Consider the following 23,143-nt stretch of genomic DNA (forward strand, 5'->3'; position numbering starts at 1 on the left):
GGCTTTCGGGTCGCATCCGACGATCAGGATCTTCTGCCCGAGGTCGACAAGCGCTGCGAGCGTATTTTGGGAGGTGGTGGACTTGCCGATCCCCCCTTTGCCGTAAAATGCGATTTGACGCAAATCTGACATATCGCCTTCCTTCTTTCGTTCCATCCATCGCTGAGTAAAAGGCAGGCAGCTCGCGCCGCCTCGCATGGCAATCTTCAAAACCCGTGCCATGTGGGCCGATCGAGCCGAAGGAAAGATCTTTTTGGTTGGGTTTCAGAAAGTTACTCCGAACCACCACAGGAAACTGCCAAACAAACCTAATGTCGCCGATCAGACAAAGCCGACAGACGGTGTCGTGATGGCATCACTTGCACCGCTAGGTCGACCGCGACTATCAGCAGGACAACGGATCCGAAAACTGGAGACAATCGCACCCAGCTCCCAATCGAAAAATGTTGAAGCTTTCGATCCTGACCTGCCGCTGACGGCGATTAGAGCCTCGGCGGTCTTGAACCGCTCCCAAACGTTGGACCACCGGATGCTAGAGTTTTCCGGCTTCATTCAGGGAGGCGGGCTGGTTGCGCCTCCCGAATTCACCAACGAGATCGGCGCCTTGTTGCCGATCGCACCATGAGGTCTTTCCTCATTGTAGTATCTACGCCAATCCTCCATCTTTTCGCGGGCATCCGCAAGGGTCAGGAACCAATGCTGGTTCAGGCATTCTGCACGGAAGCGGCCATTGAACGCTTCGATGAAAGCATTATCAGTCGGCTTTGAACTCAATCAGAATGTTCGTGATTTGATGGATGTTGCGCGGTCCCGTCTTGAAGACACCAAGGGCGAACTCGATGAAGCCCTCGGCCGAACCGGAATAGGTCCCGTGATTGTCACGTGCATCGGGCCAGTAGGAACTGCGCAGCGCCCTTTCATCGGCGCGGTCTATCCCGCGGCAATACCGATAGAGGCAGTCGCGGAGCGCCTCGCGGTCGAGCAATTCGGTAATTTTTTTGTGTTTCATCGCTTGTCGCACATCTGATATCGGGGCGCTTACCCATCCAGTGACGCAGCCAGCTTTCAACTGCTCGGCTGACGTAAGGAAAAACCCTCCCTCTGCTTAGGCATGCATGTAAACAACTGCCCTTAGAAGTAGACATCAATGGGAGAGCTGCGGGTAAGGTGTTTGGACAGCGACGGCGCCGTCATGCACCAGTTGCGTTGCGTTTCAACCCCCACAATGTTGGTTGAACAAAAGGCGATCGAGCAACGCATCCGAAACGCAATCTATCTCCAGCGCACGTTCAGGGCAGGATCGAGCGCCTCGCGACGCGAACAGTTCGTCCCTCTCCTCGACATCGATTGCACCGGGCAGTATGTATCCCTCGTCGTCAAGATTGAATATTTCGGGCGCTTGGGCCCAGCATCTTGCATGACCTTGGCATTTGGAAGTGTGCACTATGACGCGCATACGGTACTCCATGTCTTTCCTCCTCTCAATTATCAGGACCAGTCCAGGATCAGATTCTCCATTCCAAACACGTGGCCCCCATAGGTGATGGGCGCCGTACCATCCTTGATACGGAAGTCAGGGATGCGCGACAGCCACTCCTCCAGGCCGATGACGATCTCTCGCCGGGCAAGGTGTGATCCAAGACAGCGATGGGGACCGTACGCAAAAGCGGTGTGGCGATTGTCTTCTCGTGCCAAATCGATCGTGTTCGGATTTTCGAATTCCACCGGATCACGATTGGCAATCATCGTGGCGCAGGAAATGTAGTCCCCCTTACGGATCGGCGCGCCTTCGAAATTGATATCTTTCGTCGCCACACGGATCATCTGCACGGTCGAATAGGCGCGAAGCAGTTCTTCGGCTGCGAGCACAATTCGATCCGGTTTGCTCCGCAGCAATTCCTGTTCTGTCGGATTGCGCGCGAGATAGGCCAGGTCAAAGCCGATCGCCGTTGCCACGGTGTCCAGTCCCGCGACGAATAGAAGCACGCCTATTCCATGGATTTCCTGGTCTCTCAACAGGCGGCCGTCGACCTTTGCCTGCACGACGAAGGTCATGAAATCGTCGGCCGGTTCTTTGCGGCGCATCGCTGCAAGTTCATCGATGAACGCCAAAATTGTTCGGGCGGCTGCGGTTCGTCTGATGCCGTCGCCGTGGAGCAGGTCCTTCCCCCAGCCCACGAATGTATTGAGGCGCTCATCGGATAAGCCGAGCAAACGGAGGAAGATACTAACCGCAAAAGGAAAGGCGAAGTCCGTCAAGATGTCGCAGCTTGTGCTCGACGCGGAAATCTTGGAAATCAACGCAATCGCCCGATCACGGACCGCCGGTTCGAGCTCCATTATCCGCCTGGGCGAAAGCAGCGGATTGAGAAGTGAGCGAAACACGCTGTGAGCCGGGGGGTCGAGTTCAAGCGGGATCAGCGGCCAGTTTTCGCCAAGCGCCGAGGCGAAAAGGCTCCGATGGCTGGAAAAGGTTCCGGTGTCCTGCAGCAATTTGCGTTGGTCCTGAGCGCGAACGATGACCCAGGTACCTCGGCCATCGCGCGTATTGCAGGGAGAATAAAAGATTCTCGGTCCATTATGGAGGCAAGCGACAGCTGCGTGCGGATCCCCATTTGGCATGCGCTCCATGCCGGGCGACGTGAACAGGCTGAAGTCCTTCACCATTTCGGGAGGGACATGTTCTGGAACCCTAATGGTAGCCACTGCTTTTCTCCTGTCATCAAAGCCCCTTCGCCGAGAACGAATTCTCCTCGGAGAGGGAGCGAGCAAAATCGTTGAGCGCCAGATTTCCAATCTCAGCAGCGCGAGGCGCCAATGACATGCGATGCAGCGATCAGATCGCCGTGCGGCTCGAAATCCACGCTGCTTTGTTGGCCGAAGTCGAAATTTCTTGGATGCCTCGCCCGCCCTTCCGGTCGACATCGGATTTTCACGGGTACCTCTCTTCCGGTAAATGCGTTCTGAGCACAGATGCATTTTGATTTCCTCCGCTCCATGGCGGTCACCAAAGAAACCGGCCGACAGTCCTTGCCGCCCCGCAAGAAGAACTTCAAAGTTCATGCCAATTTGATTGATTTGGCCGGAAAGAAATTTTTCAATTGCCTTTCAGCGCTTTGGCTCAAGGCAGAACTAAAGATTGGCTGATCAAGGCCGTGTCGCGTATCTAACAAAACCCGACATCAGGTGCCGGATGCCATCTATTCAGGTGCGACTTTTTTCCAGCCACCACAGCCGGGGGCCAGAGACAGCGCGACGAGTAACGAATGTCCTGATGTACTGCGATGCAGTGGGATAGCTTGAGGGTGGGTAGCTTTGAATTGTGGCATCGAGCTAGCGGCGGAATTCCGGGAACAGCTCGAAGCGTGCTACTCCTTTGTCCTGAATGTCAGTTCTACCAGCCCGACGACACCACCCTAAGAGTCGGCGGCAATCTGCCGATTGGGTGTTGCCTGACAGCAATGGGTATGGTGGCCTACCGTCCGCCGAGACGGAAGGCGATGGCCGCAGAAAGCCCGCTCAAGCGGCGGGCCGAAAATGCCGTCCGAAACAAATCCACAAACTACCCTGCCTGGCACGGCAAGAGCGTGGGTACGGAGATTTGATCTGGATCAAATCGCAATCCCGATGAAATTGATAGCCATCAAAGACGCGCTGGAAGAAATAGGGATAGCCGAAGTCGCAACGGCCGCGTGGTCGTCTCGGGCATGTCCGGCATAGGCGGTTTTCGAAGGGATCAGGACATGGACGTCGCACGCAGTGAGGTTCTCGTGATTGGCACTTCCGTCGCTTGCCGTTCCTGCCAGGCGCGGCACGGCGTCGTTTGCGGCGCCTTGTCGGCTGGCCAGCTTAGCGAACTTGGCCGCCACTCGCTGCGCCGCAAGGTCGACGCAGGCTGCGAGATCATTGCACAAGGATCGGAAAACTCTTTCTATTCGAACATCACGCGCGGCGTGGTGAAGCTCTGCAAGGTGATGTCGGACGGGCGCCAGCAGATCGTTGGCCTGCAATTCGCCCCCGATTTCGTCGGCCGCCCCTTCGTGCGCGAAAGCACGCTGTCGGCCGAGGCCGCGACCGATGCGGAGATCTGCGTGTTCCCCCGCAATTTGCTCGAACGCATGATATTGGAGACTAGGGAATTGCAGCGTAGCCTGCACGCTCAGGCGCTGAATGAGCTGGATGCCGCGCGCGAATGGATGCTGACGCTCGGCCGGCGGACCGCCGAGGAGAAGGTCGCAAGCCTGCTCCACCTCATTGCCGCCCACGCCGAGACGGCGACGAGCACTGCCTTCGATCTGCCGCTATCGCGTGCCGAGATTGCCGACTTTCTCGGGCTGACGATCGAAACCGTCAGCCGCCAGTTGACCCGGCTTCGCAAAGAGGGCGTCATCCGCATCGAGAACATCCGGCATATCACCGTGCCCGACATGGATGCGCTCGCAAAGAAAATCAGCGGGTAATTACCACCCGCGTATTGGAAAGGCCAGCCTGGCGCGCCAGCGTAAAGAACTAGGCGGCATTGTCGGGATGCAGACGGACGTGCCGGGCGCTACCACATCGAGCATTCCGGGCGAGAAAACTTCTAGTCCCGGAGCCGCCGGCTTGCAGCTCGGGATAGCCGCCGGGCAGGTGGGTGGCGTCGCCATCGGCGCCGGGCGCCCAGCAGGTCGCCAGCGAGCTGAGCGGTGAGCGGTGAGAGGAACAAAATATCAGCTCCGCGGCGACGTCAGCCGAGCAACAAATGCTCGTAGGCCAAAGGCTACATAGCGCGACCCGGGTGCCGGTCGGCATCAGCCGATCGATATTGGCGGCTGCGAGCTCTTCACGCCCCCAACCTGCGGATATCCGCCATCGTCGTCTTCTGTGACGAAATTATCGGAGCCGTTTGCGTTTCACCATTTTTCGATGCGCGGTCCGAGCCTGGCGCCCCCTTTTTGTCGGACCTCAAACTTTCTTGTGCAGTTTCAAACAAGAAAACGTGCGCGGGTAGACATACGCACGAGCAGAACCTCAAACCTCGTGACCCGCGCCTTCCCGCCGCGACCGGACTGGCGGGCAGTATGCTAAGGTTCTAAAAGGCGGCAGAGAAACCTTGATCGAGATGCGGTCGGAAGTAGCCGAAACAGCGCCCGGCCGTCAGCGCGGCACAACGGCTTCACAATTCGCTCGCCCGCACGAGCAGCGCACGAGTGCGGCGACGAAGGCCCTGTGCTGACCGCAAGTCCATCTCCTTCAGGCCAAATGGCATGACGCTTGCTTGCCCTGGCGTGTGGGCCGAGGTCGGATTCGTGTTAGCCGTGACTGAGAGGCCGCAAATAAATTTTCCTAGAGGAGCTTCATTGATGACCATGGAAAAGCAGGTCCCTATTGTCACCTTTCGCACGCGGGTTCGCGACGAGTCTATATCCGGTCCCAACCCCTACCGCTGGGAAGACAAGACGACCGACGACTATTTCAGCGGTAAGCGGGTAATCCTTTTTTCGCTGCCGGGCGCCTTCACGCCAATCTGCTCCACCTTCCAACTGCCTGATTTCGAAAGTCTTTATGTCGAGTTTAAGAAGAATGGCATTGACGACATCTACTGTCTCTCCGTCAACGATGCCTTCGTCATGAATGCTTGGGGCAAGTCTCAGGGGTTGAAAAATGTCAAGCTTATCCCGGACGGTTCGGGAGAATTCACTCGGAAAATGGGTATGCTCGTCGCCAAGGACAATCTCGGTTTCGGTCTGCGCTCCTGGCGCTACGCTGCCGTGATCAATAATGGCGTCGTGGAGGGGTGGTTCGAGGAAGAAGGCTTTGGCGACAACTGCGCGACCGATCCGTATGGCGTTTCTTCGCCGCAAAACATTTTGAAATGCCTTAAGGCCCCAGCCTTCGTATGAGCATTGAAGCCAACGACCAGCAGCTACGACTTGTCGTGCACACCTGCGCCGAATGATAGGAGTTTTGCTCGAACCATGAAGTCCTTTACAAGCCTTCATCAGCGTCAGCAGCAATCGCTGGTTATTACGCCCCAGCTCATCGCGTCTATTCGCTTGCTGCAGCTGGCGCACACCGAACTGAATCAGTTCGTGGAACAGGAAATCGAGAAGAACCCATTTCTCGACCTGGCGTCGAATGACGGCGGGGCTTCTGGCGTATCGCCAACTGCGGCGGATGATCCAAATATCAGCGCACGCGAAGACCACGTTGATGGACCGGCCAGGACGGACATGCCTGAGCTGTCTAGTCCCTGGAAATCAATCCGTGACACAGGCAACCTTTCGCCGGGGGAAAGGCCTTCCCTGGATGAGTTCGCCGCCTCAACTGAGACATTGCACGAACATGTCGCCCATCAGATCGCCCTCACTGCCTTCACACCCCAGGAGCGGCTGATTGCTGGCGCGCTTGCCGACCATCTGGATGACACTGGGTATCTGCAAGTGAACCTTCTGGAGCTAGCAGAGAGGCTAAATAGCCCTGAGGCTGGAGTGAAGCGGGTTCTTGAGGCTTTGCAGCTATTTGACCCGCCGGGCATATTTGCGCGAAGTCTGGGCGAATGCCTCGAGATTCAGTTGCGCCAACGAGACCGGTTCGACCCGGCCATGGCAGCTCTGGTCGCAAATCTCGAGTTGCTTGCGCGACGCGATTTTCGAGCACTGAAGCGACGTTGCCGGGTCGATGAAGACGACCTTCTCGATATGTTGAACGAAATTCGTGCACTTGACCCAAAGCCTGGAAACCAGTTCCAGTCCGCAAGGTCGGAATCCATCATACCCGACGTCTTCGTCCTACCCTCGCCGGGAGGCGGATGGCACGTCGAGCTTAATCGGGAGATTTTGCCCAAGGTACTGATCAACCAAACCTATTTTGCGCAAGTTACTCGCCTAACCGCCCAAAGCTCGAAAGATCAGTCATTCCTGAACGAATGCTTCCAGAGCGCGAGCTGGTTGGTTCGGAGTCTCGATCAGCGCGCCACGACGATCCTTAAGGTGGCGACCGAAATCGTGCGCCACCAGGATGTCTTTTTGGAAGATGGCATTGCTCATCTTCGCCCTCTCAATCTTAAGACCATCGCTGACGCGATCGACATGCACGAGTCCACTGTAAGTCGGGTAACGTCGAACAAATACATTCTCACGCCCCGCGGCGTGTTCGAGCTCAAGTATTTTTTCACCGTCGCGATCCCGTCCTCACAAGGCGGTGACGCGCACTCGGCCGAAGCTGTGCGCCATCAGATAAGGGCACTTATTGCCGCAGAGACGCTCCATGATGTGCTGTCCGACGATGGCATCGTTGCCAAGCTCAAGGAAACAGGCGTCGACATTGCTCGCCGCACAGTCGCCAAATATCGCGAGGCGATGAACATCCCCTCGTCCGCGCAACGCCGGCGGGAGAAACGGTTTGTACTGGCGGCCGCGGAGGGATAAGTCCTTTGTACCGTAGGTGATGCCCTTTTCCCAAAAACCGCGGAACTGAGGCACATGTGACATTGTGCTTAGTCCTCTCCATGGAGGATCGACTTCATATGGGCTGGCGACCGCAGCCTCGTCACGGGAGCTTCAAAAGTTGTTCCGGCCGCTTAAGCTGACGTTCCAGAAAAGATTAGATGTCTGTTCCATAGCCCAAGCGCTTAGGGGCTAAGCGGTTAATCACGAAAACTCGTGCAGAATTTTTATGTCGCGCAAGCGACAAATCTAGAAGCAGTTGTCGCCTCCCATTCATTTTCGCCGAACCGCTGGGATTTCGGTGCGGCGGCAACGAGAGCCTCAACCGAAAATGATAGACGGAGATACGCGGGCAGACGTTCTGGAGTTGGCGCGCTTTCGAGATCTCCGATGTTCGACGACGCAGGAATACAACACGCGGGCTGATCGAACTCTTGGCCTTCCTCACCGCTTGGCACGACGCATGCACGGTAATCCGAAAATGCGCCATCGAACAAAAAGGAATCATCCCATGATCAAGCTCACAGAGAATGCCGCCGCCATCATGAACGTAACGCTTTCCCGAGCCGAGCAGGCGGAAGGCTTTCGCATCGCGGTCGAGGCAGGTGGATGCGCCGGCTACAAATACCTGGTGGGGCTAGAAAGCGTCCAGGGCCAGGGCGACGCGGTGATCGAAACAAATGGGGTCAAGGTGTTCGTTGACGCAGACTCGCAAGCACACATCAACGGCATGACGATCGACTTCGTGACGGGACCAGAAACCTCCGGTTTTGTCTTCGACAATCCCAATGCGCACCAGAACTGCACTTGCGGCAAATCCTTCGGCTGATCACCGAGAAAGCGAGAGAGCCATGCGGAATTATTGCGAAAAGGTCATGGTTTCCTTTTTCAATCCGAAGAACGACGGCGTGCAGGAAAATCCCCTCAGCGAGACCGGGGCAGTTTCCTACGGTAGAGGGCCTGAATTGATAATTGGAGTCGATCCAACGGTGGAAGCGTTTCTGGTGACGCCGTCGTCCTTGCGTTCCAACCCAGCGACCGCCTTCTCGCCAGCGCTGGCCGAACTCATAACCCTAAAGCCCGCCGAAGCGCCTCAAACCGTCCGTCAGGAGACAGCAGGCTTTTTAAGCGGTTTGCTGCCGGAGAGAAAGGTCTGCTCATCAACGGATTATCCTGAGGCAGCAAAATTTTTTGGCGGGCATCCGGGCCAGGATTCCAAAGGAGACGCCCCCTCTGCAAGCAGTTCCGCGCCGAGGAAAGGTGAGCGAAGACGCGTGCGTGTCAAGAGGCTTGATTTCATGACCAAGTCGCTCACTTCGCTAGATCTGGCAGTAGACGGACGACACTCGTTCAAGCCGTCGAAGACGTGTCAGCGGTTTATACAATACTGGTCGTCGAAAGCCTCGTTCCGGCAGAGGAGGACGATCAGACCGTCACAACAGAAATCTGAGGCCTGGAGAAATTGGCAGGGTCGAAATGGATGTTGTAGCCGGCAATCGCGTAGGACAGGGTCTAAAAATCGCCGCAGCCTGCAACAGTTCAGTTCTCAGCGACAAGCTAAGCTGGCGACCCATCTAGTTAAGCAGCCGCGGCGAATCCAACCGTTGGAAAAGGCGCGAGCGCACAACGTTCTTCCCTTCCTACTGATGGCGGCTATGCGACGTTATCGATGCCAACAAGATCGCGTGACGCGCCATCGCACGACTCCACCCCGCGCTGCTTGCCCGAGGCTATCAAACAACAGCATGTGCAAGACGCCGCAGCATTGTCACCGCTTCCCCTCAGTCGAGATCCACCCATGAGAGCGATCTATCTCGACAATAATGCAACGACCAGAGTCGATCCTGAAGTGGTTGAAGCCATGCTGCCGTTCTTTGCGGATCAGTTTGGAAACCCTTCGTCGACGCACGCTTTTGGCTCCTCCATCCGCGAGGCGGTGAGGAAGGCGCGCCGGCAATTGCAAGCGCTGATCGGCGCCGAGTTCGATCATGAGATCGTGTTCACCTCGGGGGGGACGGAAAGCGACAATGCGGCGATCCTTTCGGCGCTGGAGGTGATGCCTGAGCGCACAGAGATCGTGACTTCCGCAGTCGAGCATTCAGCGGTGCTGACACTCTGCGGCCATCTGGAGAAGACGCGCGGCATTAAGGTACACAGGATCCCAGTGGATCGACATGGACGTCTCGATCTTGACGCCTATGAGACCGCCCTCACTCATCGTGTAGCGATTGCTTCGATCATGTGGGCGAACAACGAGACGGGAACCATTTTCCCGGTCGCTAAGCTTGCCGAGATGGCCAAGAGAATCGGTGCACTTTTCCACACCGACGCGGTCCAGGCGGTCGGCAAGGTTCCAATGGACCTCCAACCTACTGCAATCGACATGCTTTCGTTGTCCGGACACAAATTCCATGGACCAAAAGGCATTGGTGCACTCTATCTCAGGCGGGGCTTATCTTTCTCCTCACTGATCAAGGGAGGTCATCAGGAGCGCGACCGACGCGCAGGGACAGAAAATACGGCCGGGATTGTAGGTTTAGGCAAGGCTGCCGAACTCGCCCTGGAATCAATAGACGACGAGAGGACCCGATTAAAGTCGCTCCGAGATCGATTGGAGAACGGCATTGTCCAGCGTGTTCCAGGCGCCTTCGTAACCGGCGATAGGCTTAAGAGGTTGCCGAACACTGCGAACATCGCCTTTCAACGTCTCGAAGGAGACAGTATGCTCCTTCTTCTCAACCGCTATGGCATCGCCTGCTCTTCCGGCTCTGCTTGCTCCTCCGGTTCGCTGGAGCCGAGCCATGTCTTGAGGGCAATGGATATCCCTCATGCTATGGCGCACGGAACAATCCGCTTCTCGTTCTCGCGCGATAACTGTGACGAGGATGTCGACCGGGTGCTCGAAGTTTTACCGGGCATCGTTGAAAGGCTCCGGAGCCAATCCCGTTCCGGCCACGTGGCCGACACGAGCAGCCGGGTTCGTTCAGGGGAGTAGGAGCAGGCACGCTCATGAAACGGCAATTCCTTTTCACCGATACGACCTGCATGACGGCACCGGCATCGTATGAACGATCAGGTAAAAGCCGGGGCTCTCAGTCACATAGATCGCCGGTTCACCGCCCATGCGTGTTCATGGAGGGGGCCCAGCGCCATATCATCTTAATCAATCTCTCGACACCATCGGTGGATAGCACTCGACCACCAGCCTATGCCGACTTCAGTTGCAACGCGACTGCCTTGCGCCTAGCCGCGTCGAACCACGCATTCCGTACGTTGCAGCTTAAGCTACGGGAGAACGGTCTCGCGATCACCGCTCACGACCAGGGGGAATCTTATGTGCCGTTGCTCCGCTGACAGCAGTCCCGTCGATGTCAAAGACATCCTCAATCGGCTGAAATGTCTCTCGGCTGCGGAGGAGTTCTTCGCAGCCCTAGGGGTCCCCTATGACCCGAAGGTTCTCGATGTCTCGCGACTCCATATCATGAAGCGTATGGGCCAATACCTCGCGGCAGAGGACTTCTCCCATCTCCCTGACCGGGTAATCGCTGCTCGTGCCCGTGCCATACTGGAAAGGGCCTACTGTGATTTCGCGACCTCCGCGCCGCTCTCGCACCGGGTCTTCAAGGTGCTCAAGGACCACAATCCGGACAGACCTGTCACACCCGGCCGCACCGTTGTCCCGTTGGACTCCTTCCTGAAGCCGTTCGAAAAGGAATGAGCACGGTTGCGACACGACAATGTAGGGAAGCTTACAATTCAGTCAAATGCTAGCAACGTCGGAATCAAAGCCATTTCAATGAGATAGCGAACGCCAAACGGTTGGCACGAATGATGCACGCAAGCATATGTACTGCAAGCCCGCCACCCATAGAGGGAGGGAGTAAGAAACCGCCATGCACATAGTTATCTGTATCAAACAGGTACCGGACTCTGCACAAATAAGAGTGCATCCGGTGACGAACACAATCATGCGTCAGGGGGTGCCAACCATCATCAACCCCTATGATCTGTTCGCCCTTGAAGAGGCGCTCCAGTTGCGCGACCGCCATGGCGGCGAGGTGACCGTGCTCACCATGGGGCCGCCCATGGCAGAGGACGCGTTGCGCAAGGCGCTCACCTACGGCGCCGACCGCGCCGTACTCTTGACCGACCGTCATTTTGCCGGCTCCGACACTCTGGCGACCTCGTTTGCTCTTTCGCGAGCCATCGCGAAGATCGGAGAGGCCTTCGGTACGCCCGATATCGTCTTTACGGGCAAACAGACCATCGACGGCGATACCGCCCAGGTTGGGCCTGGCATCGCCAAGCGCCTCGACCTCCTGCAGCTCACCTATGTTGCCAAAATCGTCTCTGTCGACATCAATGGGCGCGAGATTACGGTGGAGCGCCGCTCGGAAGGGGGCACGCAGACGCTGATGAGCAAGCTCCCTTGTCTAATTACAATGCTCGAAGGCACAAACGAAATCCGCCGCGGCTCGCTCGACGACGCGCTACGGGCCGCGCGCAGCCAGATCGTGAAGTGGAATGCGGCCGACGCTGGCATAGAGGACCTCACCAAGTGCGGCCTGCGTGGCTCGCCAACCGTCGTTAAGAGGGTCTTTGCCCCTCCTGAGCGGGCGGAAAAGGCGGAGCAGATCGACACCGCGGAAAAAACGCCGCGCGATCTCGCCGAGGAGTTGATCGCTGGGATCTTTTTGCGCCAGCCGGCGCTCGAAAGCGAACTCGCCTTTGACGGCGAAGCGTGAAGGCAAGGAGCGACGATGTTGAGCACGAATCGAGAGAGCCCTCCTCCAGCCGCTGGCCGTGCCGCCATGAAGAAAGAGCTGCCCCTTCAGTTTAAGGACCATCGGCACGTTTGGGTCTTCATCGAGCTGGAGCGCGATCAGGTCCATCCCGTCTCCTTCGAGCTGCTCGGCGAAGGCCGCAAGCTCGCCGACAAGCTGGGCGTCCAGCTTGCCGGCGTCGTTCTCGGACCACCGGGAGAGGCCACGTGGTTTGCCATCGCCGAGGCTTTTGCTTATGGTGCCGACCTGGCCTACCTCGTCGAGGCCCCACTGCTCGCCGACTACCGAAATGAGCCTTTCACCAAAGCATTGACGGATCTGGTTACTAACTACAAACCGGAAATCCTTCTTTTAGGGGCAACGACGCTCGGGCGCGACCTTGCCGGTTCCGTGGCGACGACCTTGTTGACAGGGCTCACGGCGGATTGCACCGAACTTGATGTGGATGCGGACGGCTCGCTTGCGGCGACCCGGCCGACTTTCGGCGGCTCCTTGCTTTGCACGATCTACACGCTCAACTGCCGGCCGCAGATGGCAACGGTCCGGCCGAGGGTCATGGCCATGCCGCCGCGCGGGAATAATAAGATCGGACGCGTCATTCAACACAAAGTGTCGATGATCGAGGAAGAGATCGTCACTAAGGTCCTCGGTTTCTTGTCCGATGGCCAGTCGGCGACGGCGAATCTCGCCTATGCGGACGTCGTGGTTGCTGGAGGCCTCGGTCTCGGGGCGGTGGAGAACGTGAAGCTTATGAAGAAACTCGCGCGGACGATCGGGGCCGATTATGGCTGTTCGCGCCCCCTCGTCCAAAAGGGCTGGATGCCTGCTGATCGGCAGATCGGCCAAACTGGCAAAACTATCCGGCCGAAGCTTTACATAGCGGCTGGCATTTCCGGCGCCATCCAGCATCGCGTTGGCGTCGAGGGAGCTGATCTTATTTTAGCCATTAACACCGATCCTAACGCGCCGATTTTTGATTTCGCCCACCTCGGCGTCGTCACCGATGCGATCCGTTTACTGCCGTCATTGACGGAACTCTTCACCCATCGACTGTCGCCGCACAGTCGCGATAAGCTTGCAAACTGAGGGCGCCCCATGACTGAGGAAAACTTCGACGCCATAGTTATCGGGGCCGGCATGGCCGGAAACGCAGCTGCTTACACGATGTCGAGCCGCGGCATGAAGGTGCTGCAGTTGGAGCGTGGCGAGTATCCGGGCTCCAAGAATGTGCAGGGCGCCATCATGTACGCGGACATGCTGGAGAAAATCCTGCCGGACTTCCGGGATGATGCGCCTCTGGAGCGGCACTTAGTCGAGCAGCGCTTCTGGATGATGGACGACTCGTCCCACATCGGTATGCAATACCGGTCGGACGACTTCAACGAGTCGAGACACAATCGCTACACGGTCATTCGCGCCCAATTCGACAAATGGTTTTCACGCAAGGTGCGCGAGGCCGGAGCGACGCTTCTATGCGAGACGACCGTGACGGAACTCGTTCGTGATCCAAAGGGCAAGGTGATTGGCGTTCGCACCGACCGCGCCGGCGACGTGATTCTTGCTGACGTGGTCGTTCTCGCAGAGGGCGTCAATGGGCTGCTCGGCACGCGTGCTGGATTGCGTGACACGCCAAAACCGGAAACTGTCGCGCTCGCCGTCAAGGAAATGCATTTCCTGGCCGAAGAGGTAATTGACCAGCGGTTCGGCCTCAAGGCCAATGAAGGCTGCGTCATCGAGGCAGTTGGCACGATCTCTCGCAACATGGCCGGGCTTGCCTTCCTCTACACCAACAAAGAATCGATCTCGATCGGCATTGGCTGCCTTGTCTCCGAATTCGCGGCAACAATGGAAAGTCCTTATGAGCTGCTCGAAAAATTCAAAAGCCATCCGTCGGTCAAGCCGCTGATCGCAGGAGCGGAAGTCAAGGAATATGCGGCGCATCTCATTCCAGAAGGTGGTTACAAGGCAATTCCGCAGCTTTTTGGTGACGGCTGGGTCGTCGTCGGCGACGCGGCACAACTTAATAATGCGGTGCACCGCGAGGGGTCCAACCTCGCCATGACGTCGGGGCGGATCGCCGGCGAAGCAATCGTCCAGATCAAGAATCGCAAAAAGCCGATGGTCAAGGAGAACCTCTCCCTTTACAAGTCGATGCTTGAAAAGTCCTTCGTTATCAAAGACTTGAGGAAATACAAGGACATGCCTGCCCTGCTGCACACCAATTCCCGCAATTTCTTCACGACTTATCCAAGGTTGCTGTCGCAGGCCGCACAGAACTTTGTGCGAGTCGACGGCACCCCGAAGATCGACAAGGAACGGGCGACCACGGCCACCTTCATCAAGGCACGCTCGCGCTGGGGGCTGTTTGGTGATGCGGTCCGCTTGGCGCGCGCGTGGCGATAAAGGAGAGATGAGATGACGGTTGCAGTGACGAACATACGCGTAGAGGACAAGCTTTACCAAAATCGATATGTGGTCGATGCCGGACGCCCGCATATTAGGGTGCGTCCACACGATTGGCCAAGCGTAAATCTGTATGCCCTCACAAGTGTCTGTCCGGCCAAGTGCTACGAATTGAATGACCAGGGCCAAGTGGAGGTTATCGCCGACGGGTGCATGGAGTGCGGCACGTGCCGCGTACTCTGCGAGGCAAGTGGAGATATCGAGTGGAACTATCCGAGAGGCGGTTTCGGCGTTCTCTTCAAGTTCGGATAAAGGTTTGCAACTCCACGATTTAGAACCAACTTGGGTTTGCAGACAGGCGCATCGGAAACTTGCAGAGGTGCGCGTTGCGGATGGGCATTAGAAATTACTATATATACATGCAAGCAGGGGTTATAAGAAACGTTAGACAACCAAGGCCATATAATGACCCACATGCCCGCCCGACCGGTCGATGGAGTGGAACCCCTATCTGCCCTACCTGCTGGACCTATGCGCCAGGCGGGCACGCAGCGCAGCGGAATCTACGAGATATCAAAGGTACTGACTGCCCCCGCCCGGCTAGAGATCACGCTTGCCAACGTCGTGAACGTCCTCTCTTCCTTTCTGCAAATTCGACACGGAGCAATCGTTGTTCTGGACGCTGAAGGTCAGCCCGAGATTGCCGCAACTGGCGACATCCCCACATCCTCTCAATCAGCCGCTCGAGGCGTTATACCGAAGGCCGTAATCGACCATATCGCGACGACCGGTATGCCCTTCATCATAAAGGATGTCAGCAAGTCCGAATTATTTCAGGCTGAGCCGCAACCGCCTTGGAGCAGCGGCACCGTCCCAATTTCTTTTATTGGCGTTCCGGTAAAAGCCGATAATAAAATACTTGGCACAATATCGATCGATCGCGTCAGGAACGACGCCGCCCCCTTCCCTGCCGACGAGGACGTTCGCTTTCTGACCATGGTCGCCAATTTGGTCAGTCGGACGATCCGGCTTCATCGTTTCCTGAACCTGGAGGGTCGGCGACCTATCGGCGAACAAGAGAGACCGGAGAAGCCGATCATCGCGCAAAGGGGCGCGCCGGACCGACATCCACCCGCCAAAATCGGCGGGATTGTCGGGGATAGCCCGGCTCTCCAGCAGGTGGTTGAAACCGTCTCGGTGGTGGCGAGGACGAATTCCACCGTGCTTCTGCGGGGCGAAAGCGGCACCGGCAAGGAATTTTTTGCACAGGCGATCCATGAACTTTCCCCTCGTCGAAACAAGCCGTTCGTCAAATTGAACTGCGCCGCGCTGCCTGAAGGCGTCCTGGAATCGGAGCTGTTTGGGCATGAAAAGGGGGCTTTCACCGGGGCCATCGCGCAGCGCGCCGGACGCTTCGAACTGGCAAATGGCGGAACGCTTCTGCTTGACGAGATTGGCGAGATTTCGCCCGCCTTTCAAGCCAAACTGCTGCGCGTCCTACAGGAAGGCGAACTGGAGAGGGTGGGCGGAACTAAGACGCTTGCGGTCGACGTCCGGCTCATATGCGCCACGAATAAGAACCTCGAGATGGCTGTTGCAAACGCCGAATTCAGGGCCGACCTGTATTACCGCATCAGCGTAGTTCCAATTGTCCTGCCGCCGCTTCGAGAGCGACCCGGCGATATTCCACGCCTTGCGAAAGCTCTTCTTGACCGATTCAACAAGGAGAACCAACGCGAGCTGACGTTTTCGTCGTCGGCGATCGAGGTGATGTCGCAATGCTATTTCCCAGGTAACGTCCGGGAACTCGAAAACTGCGTGCGAAGGACTGCCACCCTTGCGCGTTCAAGCTCGATCGTTTCGTCTGATTTTGCCTGCAAGAACAGCCAGTGCCTTTCGTCGCTCCTCTGGAAAAGAACCGACGGGTCGCCCGGCGGCATCACCGTCGATAGGCATGCCCGGAGCAATGTGATGCCGACTTCATCGCCGCGGTCGGACGGGAGCATCGGTGCGTCGGACGAGGTATCTTCCGTCAAGGCTTGTGATCCGAACGGTTCCGGTTGTCCAGCAATGGAGTCGCGCCTCACGCAACGGGACCGGCTGATCGAGGCGATGGAAAAAGCCGGGTGGGTTCAGGCCAAAGCGGCTCGTATTCTCGGCCTTACGCCTCGTCAGGTCGGCTATGCTCTACGCCAGCATCGCGTCGAGGTGAAAAAGCTTTAAGCGCCTGGGTGATGTTGGACCTTCTCGATTTCCAATGCCTGGTTTGGTGGCTTACGGACAACTCTTTTGTCGACTGTCGGAAGCTCGACAAATCTGTGTCCGAACACGGTCGGAATCGAACAACAAATGCAAATTGTTGAAGCAAATCCCGTCCTTGGGATGGCATGACTTTTGCGTTTTGAAAGGCGACGTCAACTAGCAACGGAGCACTCAATGTCCGCACCGATGATTTCGCTTGAAAGTGCGACCAGCACGACATCCTTGGATCAATTGCTGGCGACCGCGAAACCGAGTGGCTGCACATCCTCGTCATGTGGCGTGTCCACAAAACCGGCCGACGTGGACCAGGCTATCTGGGCGAAGATCAAAAACCACCCCTGCTATTCAGAAGAGGCTCACCATTATTTCGCGCGCATGCATGTCGCGGTCGCACCAGCCTGCAATATCCAGTGCAACTATTGCAATCGTAAATATGACTGCGCCAACGAAAGCCGCCCTGGGGTCGTCTCGGAAAAGTTGACGCCAGACCAGGCGCTGCGCAAGGTCATTGCCGTCGCCAACGAAGTGCCGCAGCTTTCCGTGCTGGGTGTCGCCGGACCGGGCGATGCCTGTTACGACTGGAAGAAGACAAAGGAAACGTTCGAACGAGTTGCGGGGGAGATCCACGACATCAAGCTGTGCATCTCCACCAACGGGCTTGCGCTGCCGGATCACGTCGCCGAACTTGTCGACATGAATGTCGATCACGTGACAATTACGATCAACATGGTTGACCCTGAAATCGGCGCAAAGATCTATCCCTGGATCTTTTACCGCAACCGTCGTTACACCGGCATCGAAGCTGCGAGAATTCTGCACGAGCGGCAAATGGTGGGCCTGGAGATGCTGACCGCGTGCGGCATCATCACCAAAGTCAATTCGGTGATGATTCCTGGTGTCAACGACGAACACCTGGTCGAGGTAAATAAATGGGTCAAGGAGCGGGGGGCGTTCCTGCACAACGTCATGCCGCTTATTTCCGATCCGGCCCATGGCACCTACTACGGCTTGACCGGACAGCGCGGCCCGCGGGCGCTCGAATTGAAGGCGCTCCAGGATCGTCTCGAAGGCGGCGCAAAGCTAATGCGCCATTGCCGGCAGTGTAGGGCCGATGCCGTCGGCCTGCTTGGGGATGATCGGGGCCAGGAGTTCGCACTCGACCAGCTTCCCGGAGAGATCACCTATGACGCCCGTAAGCGCGAGGCCTATCGGGAAGTGATCGCCCGCGAACGCGGCGATCACGCGACCGCCAAGAGCGAGGCAATCGAGACAGTCAAAGCAGCCGGCGATGGGTCCCTCCACGTCGCGGTCGCGACAAAGGGTGGCGGTCGCATCAACGAGCACTTCGGCCATGCGAAGGAGTTCCAAGTATACGAAGCTTCGTCGAGAGGCATCACCTACGTCGGGCATCGCAAGATCGAACAGTATTGCCTCGGAGGCAGGGGCGAGGAAGCCACCCTCGACGGCATCATAACTGCGCTGGTCGGTATTGACGTCGTGCTATGCGCCAAGATCGGGGAGTGCCCTAAGACTAAGCTCATGGAGGCCGGGGTTCGGGCAACGGATGCTTATTGCTATGACTACATCGAGACCGCCATCGGCACCCTCTACGCCGCCAAGTTTGGCGTCGAACCACAAGCGGCGACGGCGTGAGCGCTCTTAATCCAACATCTTCAGGAGTTTAAAAATGGCCTTCAGGATCATAGCGTCCCAATGCACCCAGTGCGGTGCCTGCGAGTTCGAATGCCCCTCCGGTGCGATCAGGTTCAAAGGTGAGATCTACGTTATCGACCCGGAAAAATGCACCGAATGCAAGGGTACCTTCGAAACGCAGCAATGCGCGGAGGTTTGCCCCGTGCCGAAGACCTGCGTCCTCGCCGCACCTGCGATTTGACCTTCAGCATGGTCGGGGCTCCTGCGGAGAAGCCTTCAATGATATCCTGCAAGGAGGAATGCCCATGGGCCTTGGACGTGAACAGGAGGTCGAAATCCACAGGCCTCCACGATTTACACCCGGCGAGCGGGTGCGGGCCAGACTTCACGTAAAGAATGACGGCACCTATGCTGGCAAAAAAATTGGGGAAAGTTTGGTGCGGAAGGGCGACGAAGGCTATGTGCGCGACATCGGCACCTTTCTCCAGCAGTTTTACATCTATGCCGTCGAATGGGTCGAACGTGGCACTATCGTCGGCATGCGTGCCCGTGAACTGACGAGTCTAGACAACGCCGCTGCTTGCGGCGCTGCTGAAATCGCGGGGCCCCCAACGAAGGAATAGCGACATGAAGATAATGATTCGCAGAACGAGCGCCGGCTTGTCGGCTTACGTACCAAAGAAAGATCTCGAAGAGCCGATCGTAGATGTCGAGGCTGATGACATGTGGGGCGGCACGATCACTCTCAGGAACGGCTGGAGACTCGTCTTGCCCAAGCTATCGCGGGATACGCCTCTGCCGATCACCGTCCACGCAAGGAAGATTCCTGACGAGGACTGATGCTGCAAACGAGAGGTAAGAGAAAACAGCATGAATAAAATTTTGACCTCGGACCGTCTCCTGATCATTCGCAACGGTGACGCCGAAGAAAGACTTAGGCTGCTTCAGGAAGCGCTCGCTGCGGATCGGATCGTTCCCTATCTCGGTCCGGATCTCCTTCGGCTGCAATCCACGGAACCACCTGTACCGGACACCCCGGAAGCCGTCTCCGCGGCACTCAACGAACGCACACCTGCCCCTTCCAGGATACGCAGCAATATGTGGTCAGTCGCGCAGTTTATTGAACAGCGACGGCATCGCCGGACGCTTCAGGCCTGGATGGCAGAAATATTTGGAGCACCCGTGGCGCCGACCGCCCTCCACGACTGGCTCGCAACGCTGCCGCTCTCCCTTATCGTCGACGGTTGGTACGACGGGACAATGCGTGCGGCTTTCGCGAAGACCGGTCGAACGGATGTCGTCGAGATTCAGGGCGTCACGCGTGCAAACGGCGGCGGCGACATTTGGACAAAAACTTACGATCTGTCCGGGAGAGACGTCGAATGCGTCGCAGCGCCAAAGACGGTCCTCTATGCGCCGTACGGCAGTGTTATACCAGCTTCGAACTTTCTGGTGTCCGATTCCGATTACGTGGAAGTCCTAACCGAAATCGATATCCAGACGCCAATACCTGGAATGGTGAAAGAACGGCGTATAGATCGCGGTTTTCTTTTCATTGGCTGCCGCTTCAACGATCAGATGCTCCGGATCTACGCTCGACAGATCATCAAGCGCTCTCACGGCCCCCACTTTGCAGTACTTGATGCGGAAGGCCTTACCAAAAACGAGCGCCGTTTCCTTGCAGCAAGCGGAATCACGGTGGTCGACCTGCCGATCGGCGAAGCCGCGGCTCTGCTTGTACCATTTGGTAGCAAGGCGGATGGTGACCATGGCCGCACGGCTCCCGCTTCGAATCTCTGTAGCGGCTAGAGTGCCGCAGATTGAAAAAGTTCTGTTTCTGCCAAGTTCGAATGCCATACTGCCCACGTTTGCTGGCGTAGGGGATTGCGGGTGGGATCAATGGCGATGAGCGAGCGTGATCTTTAGCGGATCGAGGTTCTGTCGCAGGTGATCGACGGAAGATCGGCGACGACCGCAGATTACTGTTCGCTCAATGTCAATGCGAAGGACCGATTATGAAGAAACCTAAACCATTCCCAATACAGCGGCAGAGCCGCGGCCGAATCGCCAGAAATAAGCCTCGCATCGGCCACCGGGTGCTCCACTCGTGCGCCAATAACACGCGTAATCAACGGGATCGAGACGGCACACGCTTTACGGTCTTGCGCTTATTTGTGATCTTTATCCCACAATATGGACTTCGATACTTGGTGTTTCCAAGTGACAAGCAGTGTGGCCAATAATTCTAACCGCCTAGCTCTGCGTCTTCATACTTCCAGAAATGATGTCCCTGGCGGCTGAAAGGAACGCGTCCATTTGGGTTCTGGTGCCGATGCTGACGCGGATAAAATTTTCCAAACCGGCATCGGGAAAGACGGCTACAAGTATGTTCTGCCTATCCAAAGACGCTTGCCACCATTTGCCATCTCGTCCGGGTGGCACCCGAGCTAGCAAAAAGTTTGTGTGGGAGGGAATGACAGAAAAGCCCAATTGAGACAAGGCAGTGGTCGTTCTGTGTCTTTCATGTTTAATATATCTGTGGTTCTCGTCGTAGTCGGCGCGGTGCGAAAGGATACTAATGCCCACCGCATGGCCGATCACGTTCATGTTAAAGACATTTTGCAGGTTGCGTAGCCTCCCAATAAGTTCGGGATGACCAAAGCCGAAACCGACGCGAATTCCCGCGGCTGCAAAGCCTTTCGAAAGTGTTCTCAATACTAGAAGGTTTGGATGACGATCGACTAGGCGCAGGGCATCATCGGGTGCAAAGTCGACATACGCTTCATCCACCACTATCAACTGGTCCGATTGCGCGACGAGGCGGTCGATTTCAGCCACCGGAACGAATGTTCCCGTTGGATTGTTCGGATTGGCCAGCAGTATGAATTTTGCATCTTTTGCTGGACCAAGAAGCAGCTGCTCGATTGGCAGAGAATAAGACTCGCCCCATTCGATTTCGAGAAATCTGGCACCCTGCAACTTGGCCAGTTTGCGGTTAAAGGAAAAACCTGGCGATATCATCGCAACGCTATCTCCCGGGTCGAGGAATGCTCTGTAGATGAGCCCAAGCAGCTCCGACGAGCCGTTCCCGGCGACCACCTGATCCTGGGAGAGGCCATACGCGCTGGCGGCTGCGTCGCGCAAGCTCAGATTGTCATCTTCGGGATACAGATAATGCCGTTCGAGGGCCGCCAGCGCACTTTGCAACACCATCATCGGCAACGGAAACGGATTCTCATTCGTGTTTAGTCTAACGAAGTTCGCATCTCGCCCCGGTTGATTGGAGGGTAGCGCATTTAGCTGTCTCGCCATCGGCGAAAGAGCCGAAAGCACGGCTTGCAGCTTTGCATCAGCCATATCTTTTCTCCGTTTCAGTAAGCCGAGTCGTGAGCGCGTGATCGGCTGTCTCCTGTTGAAGCCAACATCGCATCGGACGTTGGCGCGGCCGCCTGCGGGCTGCTACGGTCGCCGCGTAGTTAATAGGCCAGGGACCGCCGCGGCCGCCTCAAGCCGCCAATGGTCAAGCCTCCCCACTCTCACACTCATGCGTACTTGCTCCATTCGCCTTTCGAGGAACTGTTCGATCTCAAACGCCAACTCCGCAGGGTCGTGGCCAACCGTTTCGAGATGTAACTCAGGGCTCCCAGGATCTCGTACGGCGAGGAAACTCGGGTGGAATTGGCGATCTTGCCGGCAAGCGCCTTCCTCTTCGGACCGCGTCGCGCGCATTCCTCGAGCGGCGTGTCGCCGAAGATTTCGATAAGCTCCCCCTCCTCCATCAGTTCGCGAGTCATCCGGCGTTCGCCGCGGAACGCGAGATGAAGGATACGAGGAAGATCAGCCCAGCATCGGCCATCAGCTTGGTGACCTCGGCACGCGGCGGATGTTCTCGACGCGATCGGATTGATTGAAGCCCAGGTCGCGATTGAGCCCGTGGCGCACGTTGTCGCCGTCGAGGATGTAGGTGTGCTTCCCGTGGGCATGCAGCAGCCGGTCGAGCGCATTGGCGACTTGCCGGAGCCGGAAAGTCCAGTGAACTAAAGGACGGCTGGCCGCTGACTCTTCATCGCCGCGCGCGCCCTTGTCAGCGCCGGTCGCCTGCCAATGCGCGTTGTCGGCGCGCCTTGCCCAGCTTTGGCTGCCACTGAAATTGAAGACCCCGGTCGGCCCATAGGCTTTGCGAAAGAACTCGGGAGAATCGACATGGTCGATGAGTTTCAGCTCGTTTTCCCAGCACAGCTTCCACCGCACCTCAGAACGCATGCAAAGACCTCCTTTGGTATTTCCTGCTGCTGTTTTTGAAGCACGCATTGTGCGATCGAAGCAGCGGCCACCCCGCTGCATGTCGGCGCCGTTGCTCGGGTTCGCGCTATAGCCAGTCCGGATCGTCAAATGTTTCGCCGTCACTCGCGTCTGAGATCATTCCTAATGCATCATCACGGGAGATTGGTAAAATGGATTGCATGAATGGAATTATCGATGCTTTGTATGTTGAATATACGGGTTTCTTAGACTTTGATGTGACCTCCCTGGCACTTGCCGCGTAAAGACGACCGCGCGTCCCCTCCAGCGGCCGAAAGCAGGGATGAGTTGGACCAGTTGACCCAACTGCGC

The 23,143-nt window shown here is 57.1% G+C and carries 22 protein-coding genes and 5 pseudogenes; 18 read left to right on the plus strand and 9 right to left on the minus strand.

The genetic code is table 11. From position 1 onward, the window contains the following. A partial coding sequence (locus EFR00_RS31195; protein ID WP_148102826.1) for an ArsA-related P-loop ATPase occupies positions 1 to 132 on the minus strand: 132 nt, incomplete at its 3' end. A gap of 64 nt (positions 133 to 196) precedes the next feature. Here EFR00_RS31195 and EFR00_RS33225 point away from each other — a divergent pair. Beyond that, the gene (locus EFR00_RS33225; protein ID WP_064820026.1) at positions 197 to 625 is read left to right on the plus strand and encodes a hypothetical protein; all 429 of its coding nucleotides are present in this window, start codon (positions 197 to 199) and stop codon (positions 623 to 625) included. Here the strand turns inward: EFR00_RS33225 and EFR00_RS31200 are convergent. The 4 genes and pseudogenes from EFR00_RS31200 to EFR00_RS31215 form a co-directional block, all read right to left on the minus strand. Then, positions 553 to 765 (minus strand): annotated as a pseudogene (locus EFR00_RS31200) (integrase core domain-containing protein); the annotation flags it as partial. The gene EFR00_RS33225 and the pseudogene EFR00_RS31200 sit on opposite strands and share 73 nt — an antisense overlap. A gap of 1 nt (position 766) precedes the next feature. Then, positions 767 to 1,009: pseudogene (locus EFR00_RS31205) on the minus strand (nuclear transport factor 2 family protein); the annotation flags it as partial. A 204-nt stretch (positions 1,010 to 1,213) separates the two neighbouring features. Continuing rightward, positions 1,214 to 1,468 (minus strand): ferredoxin, encoded by a 255-nt coding sequence (locus tag EFR00_RS31210; protein ID WP_004678571.1) that lies wholly within the window; start codon positions 1,466 to 1,468, stop codon positions 1,214 to 1,216. A gap of 20 nt (positions 1,469 to 1,488) precedes the next feature. Continuing rightward, positions 1,489 to 2,667 carry a cytochrome P450 gene (locus EFR00_RS31215; RefSeq protein ID WP_010009913.1) on the minus strand — a complete coding sequence of 393 codons (1,179 nt, stop codon included), beginning with the start codon at positions 2,665 to 2,667 and terminating at the stop codon, positions 1,489 to 1,491. Positions 2,668 to 2,973: 306 nt separating this feature from the next. On the opposite strand from EFR00_RS31215, the gene EFR00_RS33230 reads away from it, so the two are divergent. After that, entirely contained in the window at positions 2,974 to 3,147 is a 174-nt protein-coding gene (locus EFR00_RS33230) for a hypothetical protein (protein WP_010009909.1), read from the plus strand. Between the two features lie 596 nt (positions 3,148 to 3,743). After that, positions 3,744 to 4,460 (plus strand): Crp/Fnr family transcriptional regulator, encoded by a 717-nt coding sequence (locus tag EFR00_RS31220; protein ID WP_010009905.1) that lies wholly within the window; start codon positions 3,744 to 3,746, stop codon positions 4,458 to 4,460. Here EFR00_RS31220 and EFR00_RS31225 read toward each other — a convergent pair. Next, positions 4,450 to 4,539, minus strand: a pseudogene (locus EFR00_RS31225) (L,D-transpeptidase); the annotation flags it as partial. The gene EFR00_RS31220 and the pseudogene EFR00_RS31225 overlap by 11 nt on opposite strands. A gap of 803 nt (positions 4,540 to 5,342) precedes the next feature. Here EFR00_RS31225 and EFR00_RS31230 point away from each other — a divergent pair. The 15 genes from EFR00_RS31230 (at position 5,343) to EFR00_RS31310 (ending at position 20,338) form a co-directional block, all read left to right on the plus strand. Further along, positions 5,343 to 5,882: a peroxiredoxin gene (locus tag EFR00_RS31230; RefSeq protein ID WP_004678566.1), complete on the plus strand. Its 540-nt coding sequence runs from the start codon at positions 5,343 to 5,345 to the stop codon at positions 5,880 to 5,882. Between the two features lie 75 nt (positions 5,883 to 5,957). Continuing rightward, the gene (gene rpoN / locus EFR00_RS31235) at positions 5,958 to 7,409 is read left to right on the plus strand and encodes an RNA polymerase factor sigma-54 (protein ID WP_011053429.1); all 1,452 of its coding nucleotides are present in this window, start codon (positions 5,958 to 5,960) and stop codon (positions 7,407 to 7,409) included. Between the two features lie 529 nt (positions 7,410 to 7,938). After that, the gene (locus tag EFR00_RS31245; protein ID WP_009995752.1) at positions 7,939 to 8,256 is read left to right on the plus strand and encodes a HesB/IscA family protein; all 318 of its coding nucleotides are present in this window, start codon (positions 7,939 to 7,941) and stop codon (positions 8,254 to 8,256) included. Between the two features lie 969 nt (positions 8,257 to 9,225). Further along, a complete protein-coding gene (gene nifS / locus EFR00_RS31255) occupies positions 9,226 to 10,422 on the plus strand; it encodes a cysteine desulfurase NifS (protein WP_077991688.1) in 1,197 nt (398 codons plus the stop codon). Between the two features lie 339 nt (positions 10,423 to 10,761). Beyond that, on the plus strand, positions 10,762 to 11,145 hold the full coding sequence (gene nifW, locus EFR00_RS31260; protein WP_077991686.1) for a nitrogenase stabilizing/protective protein NifW: 384 nt from the start codon (positions 10,762 to 10,764) through the stop codon (positions 11,143 to 11,145). Between the two features lie 175 nt (positions 11,146 to 11,320). Further along, the gene (locus tag EFR00_RS31265) at positions 11,321 to 12,172 is read left to right on the plus strand and encodes an electron transfer flavoprotein subunit beta/FixA family protein (RefSeq protein WP_040111841.1); all 852 of its coding nucleotides are present in this window, start codon (positions 11,321 to 11,323) and stop codon (positions 12,170 to 12,172) included. 15 nt (positions 12,173 to 12,187) lie between these two features. Next, entirely contained in the window at positions 12,188 to 13,297 is a 1,110-nt protein-coding gene (locus EFR00_RS31270; RefSeq protein ID WP_040111842.1) for an electron transfer flavoprotein subunit alpha/FixB family protein, read from the plus strand. A 9-nt stretch (positions 13,298 to 13,306) separates the two neighbouring features. Next, positions 13,307 to 14,614 carry an FAD-binding protein gene (locus EFR00_RS31275; protein WP_040111843.1) on the plus strand — a complete coding sequence of 436 codons (1,308 nt, stop codon included), beginning with the start codon at positions 13,307 to 13,309 and terminating at the stop codon, positions 14,612 to 14,614. Between the two features lie 12 nt (positions 14,615 to 14,626). Further along, positions 14,627 to 14,926, plus strand: coding sequence for a ferredoxin family protein (locus tag EFR00_RS31280; protein ID WP_004678523.1), 300 nt, complete (start codon positions 14,627 to 14,629; stop codon positions 14,924 to 14,926). Between the two features lie 219 nt (positions 14,927 to 15,145). After that, positions 15,146 to 16,837, plus strand: coding sequence for a nif-specific transcriptional activator NifA (gene nifA, locus EFR00_RS31285; protein ID WP_077991685.1), 1,692 nt, complete (start codon positions 15,146 to 15,148; stop codon positions 16,835 to 16,837). Between the two features lie 213 nt (positions 16,838 to 17,050). Then, positions 17,051 to 18,529: a nitrogenase cofactor biosynthesis protein NifB gene (gene nifB / locus EFR00_RS31290; RefSeq protein ID WP_011053432.1), complete on the plus strand. Its 1,479-nt coding sequence runs from the start codon at positions 17,051 to 17,053 to the stop codon at positions 18,527 to 18,529. Between the two features lie 34 nt (positions 18,530 to 18,563). Next, positions 18,564 to 18,770 (plus strand): 4Fe-4S binding protein, encoded by a 207-nt coding sequence (locus EFR00_RS31295; protein WP_012489551.1) that lies wholly within the window; start codon positions 18,564 to 18,566, stop codon positions 18,768 to 18,770. A gap of 64 nt (positions 18,771 to 18,834) precedes the next feature. Then, entirely contained in the window at positions 18,835 to 19,152 is a 318-nt protein-coding gene (locus EFR00_RS31300) for a nitrogen fixation protein NifZ (RefSeq protein WP_012489552.1), read from the plus strand. Positions 19,153 to 19,156: 4 nt separating this feature from the next. After that, positions 19,157 to 19,369, plus strand: coding sequence for a putative nitrogen fixation protein NifT (gene nifT / locus EFR00_RS31305; protein WP_004678514.1), 213 nt, complete (start codon positions 19,157 to 19,159; stop codon positions 19,367 to 19,369). Positions 19,370 to 19,399: 30 nt separating this feature from the next. Beyond that, on the plus strand, positions 19,400 to 20,338 hold the full coding sequence (locus EFR00_RS31310) for an SIR2 family NAD-dependent protein deacylase (protein WP_012489553.1): 939 nt from the start codon (positions 19,400 to 19,402) through the stop codon (positions 20,336 to 20,338). A gap of 444 nt (positions 20,339 to 20,782) precedes the next feature. Here EFR00_RS31310 and hisC read toward each other — a convergent pair whose 3' ends face one another. From hisC to EFR00_RS34110, 3 genes and pseudogenes are all read right to left on the minus strand, one after another. After that, complete coding sequence (gene hisC, locus EFR00_RS31315; protein WP_077991684.1) at positions 20,783 to 21,886, minus strand: histidinol-phosphate transaminase; 1,104 nt, start codon at positions 21,884 to 21,886, stop codon at positions 20,783 to 20,785. Between the two features lie 102 nt (positions 21,887 to 21,988). Next, positions 21,989 to 22,654, minus strand: a pseudogene (gene cysC / locus EFR00_RS33790) (adenylyl-sulfate kinase); the annotation flags it as partial. A 9-nt stretch (positions 22,655 to 22,663) separates the two neighbouring features. Beyond that, a pseudogene (locus EFR00_RS34110) lies at positions 22,664 to 22,873 on the minus strand (hypothetical protein); the annotation flags it as partial. Between the last annotated feature and the right edge of the window lie 270 nt (positions 22,874 to 23,143).

This window comes from Rhizobium sophoriradicis, from assembly GCF_003939025.1.
GTDB lineage: Bacteria > Pseudomonadota > Alphaproteobacteria > Rhizobiales > Rhizobiaceae > Rhizobium > Rhizobium sophoriradicis.

What these genes read in the sequence shown, in the direction of transcription:
- EFR00_RS33225 (WP_064820026.1), top strand. Translation starts at nt 197, where the DNA reads ATGGCAATCTTCAAAACCCGTGCCATGTGGGCCGATCGAGCCGAAGGA.
- EFR00_RS31210 (WP_004678571.1), bottom strand. Translation starts at nt 1,468, where the DNA reads ATGGAGTACCGTATGCGCGTCATAGTGCACACTTCCAAATGCCAAGGT.
- EFR00_RS31215 (WP_010009913.1), bottom strand. Translation starts at nt 2,667, where the DNA reads ATGGTGAAGGACTTCAGCCTGTTCACGTCGCCCGGCATGGAGCGCATG.
- EFR00_RS33230 (WP_010009909.1), top strand. Translation starts at nt 2,974, where the DNA reads ATGCATTTTGATTTCCTCCGCTCCATGGCGGTCACCAAAGAAACCGGC.
- EFR00_RS31220 (WP_010009905.1), top strand. Translation starts at nt 3,744, where the DNA reads ATGGACGTCGCACGCAGTGAGGTTCTCGTGATTGGCACTTCCGTCGCT.
- EFR00_RS31230 (WP_004678566.1), top strand. Translation starts at nt 5,343, where the DNA reads ATGACCATGGAAAAGCAGGTCCCTATTGTCACCTTTCGCACGCGGGTT.
- rpoN (WP_011053429.1), top strand. Translation starts at nt 5,958, where the DNA reads ATGAAGTCCTTTACAAGCCTTCATCAGCGTCAGCAGCAATCGCTGGTT.
- EFR00_RS31245 (WP_009995752.1), top strand. Translation starts at nt 7,939, where the DNA reads ATGATCAAGCTCACAGAGAATGCCGCCGCCATCATGAACGTAACGCTT.
- nifS (WP_077991688.1), top strand. Translation starts at nt 9,226, where the DNA reads ATGAGAGCGATCTATCTCGACAATAATGCAACGACCAGAGTCGATCCT.
- nifW (WP_077991686.1), top strand. Translation starts at nt 10,762, where the DNA reads ATGTGCCGTTGCTCCGCTGACAGCAGTCCCGTCGATGTCAAAGACATC.
- EFR00_RS31265 (WP_040111841.1), top strand. Translation starts at nt 11,321, where the DNA reads ATGCACATAGTTATCTGTATCAAACAGGTACCGGACTCTGCACAAATA.
- EFR00_RS31270 (WP_040111842.1), top strand. Translation starts at nt 12,188, where the DNA reads ATGTTGAGCACGAATCGAGAGAGCCCTCCTCCAGCCGCTGGCCGTGCC.
- EFR00_RS31275 (WP_040111843.1), top strand. Translation starts at nt 13,307, where the DNA reads ATGACTGAGGAAAACTTCGACGCCATAGTTATCGGGGCCGGCATGGCC.
- EFR00_RS31280 (WP_004678523.1), top strand. Translation starts at nt 14,627, where the DNA reads ATGACGGTTGCAGTGACGAACATACGCGTAGAGGACAAGCTTTACCAA.
- nifA (WP_077991685.1), top strand. Translation starts at nt 15,146, where the DNA reads ATGCGCCAGGCGGGCACGCAGCGCAGCGGAATCTACGAGATATCAAAG.
- nifB (WP_011053432.1), top strand. Translation starts at nt 17,051, where the DNA reads ATGTCCGCACCGATGATTTCGCTTGAAAGTGCGACCAGCACGACATCC.
- EFR00_RS31295 (WP_012489551.1), top strand. Translation starts at nt 18,564, where the DNA reads ATGGCCTTCAGGATCATAGCGTCCCAATGCACCCAGTGCGGTGCCTGC.
- EFR00_RS31300 (WP_012489552.1), top strand. Translation starts at nt 18,835, where the DNA reads ATGGGCCTTGGACGTGAACAGGAGGTCGAAATCCACAGGCCTCCACGA.
- nifT (WP_004678514.1), top strand. Translation starts at nt 19,157, where the DNA reads ATGAAGATAATGATTCGCAGAACGAGCGCCGGCTTGTCGGCTTACGTA.
- EFR00_RS31310 (WP_012489553.1), top strand. Translation starts at nt 19,400, where the DNA reads ATGAATAAAATTTTGACCTCGGACCGTCTCCTGATCATTCGCAACGGT.
- hisC (WP_077991684.1), bottom strand. Translation starts at nt 21,886, where the DNA reads ATGGCTGATGCAAAGCTGCAAGCCGTGCTTTCGGCTCTTTCGCCGATG.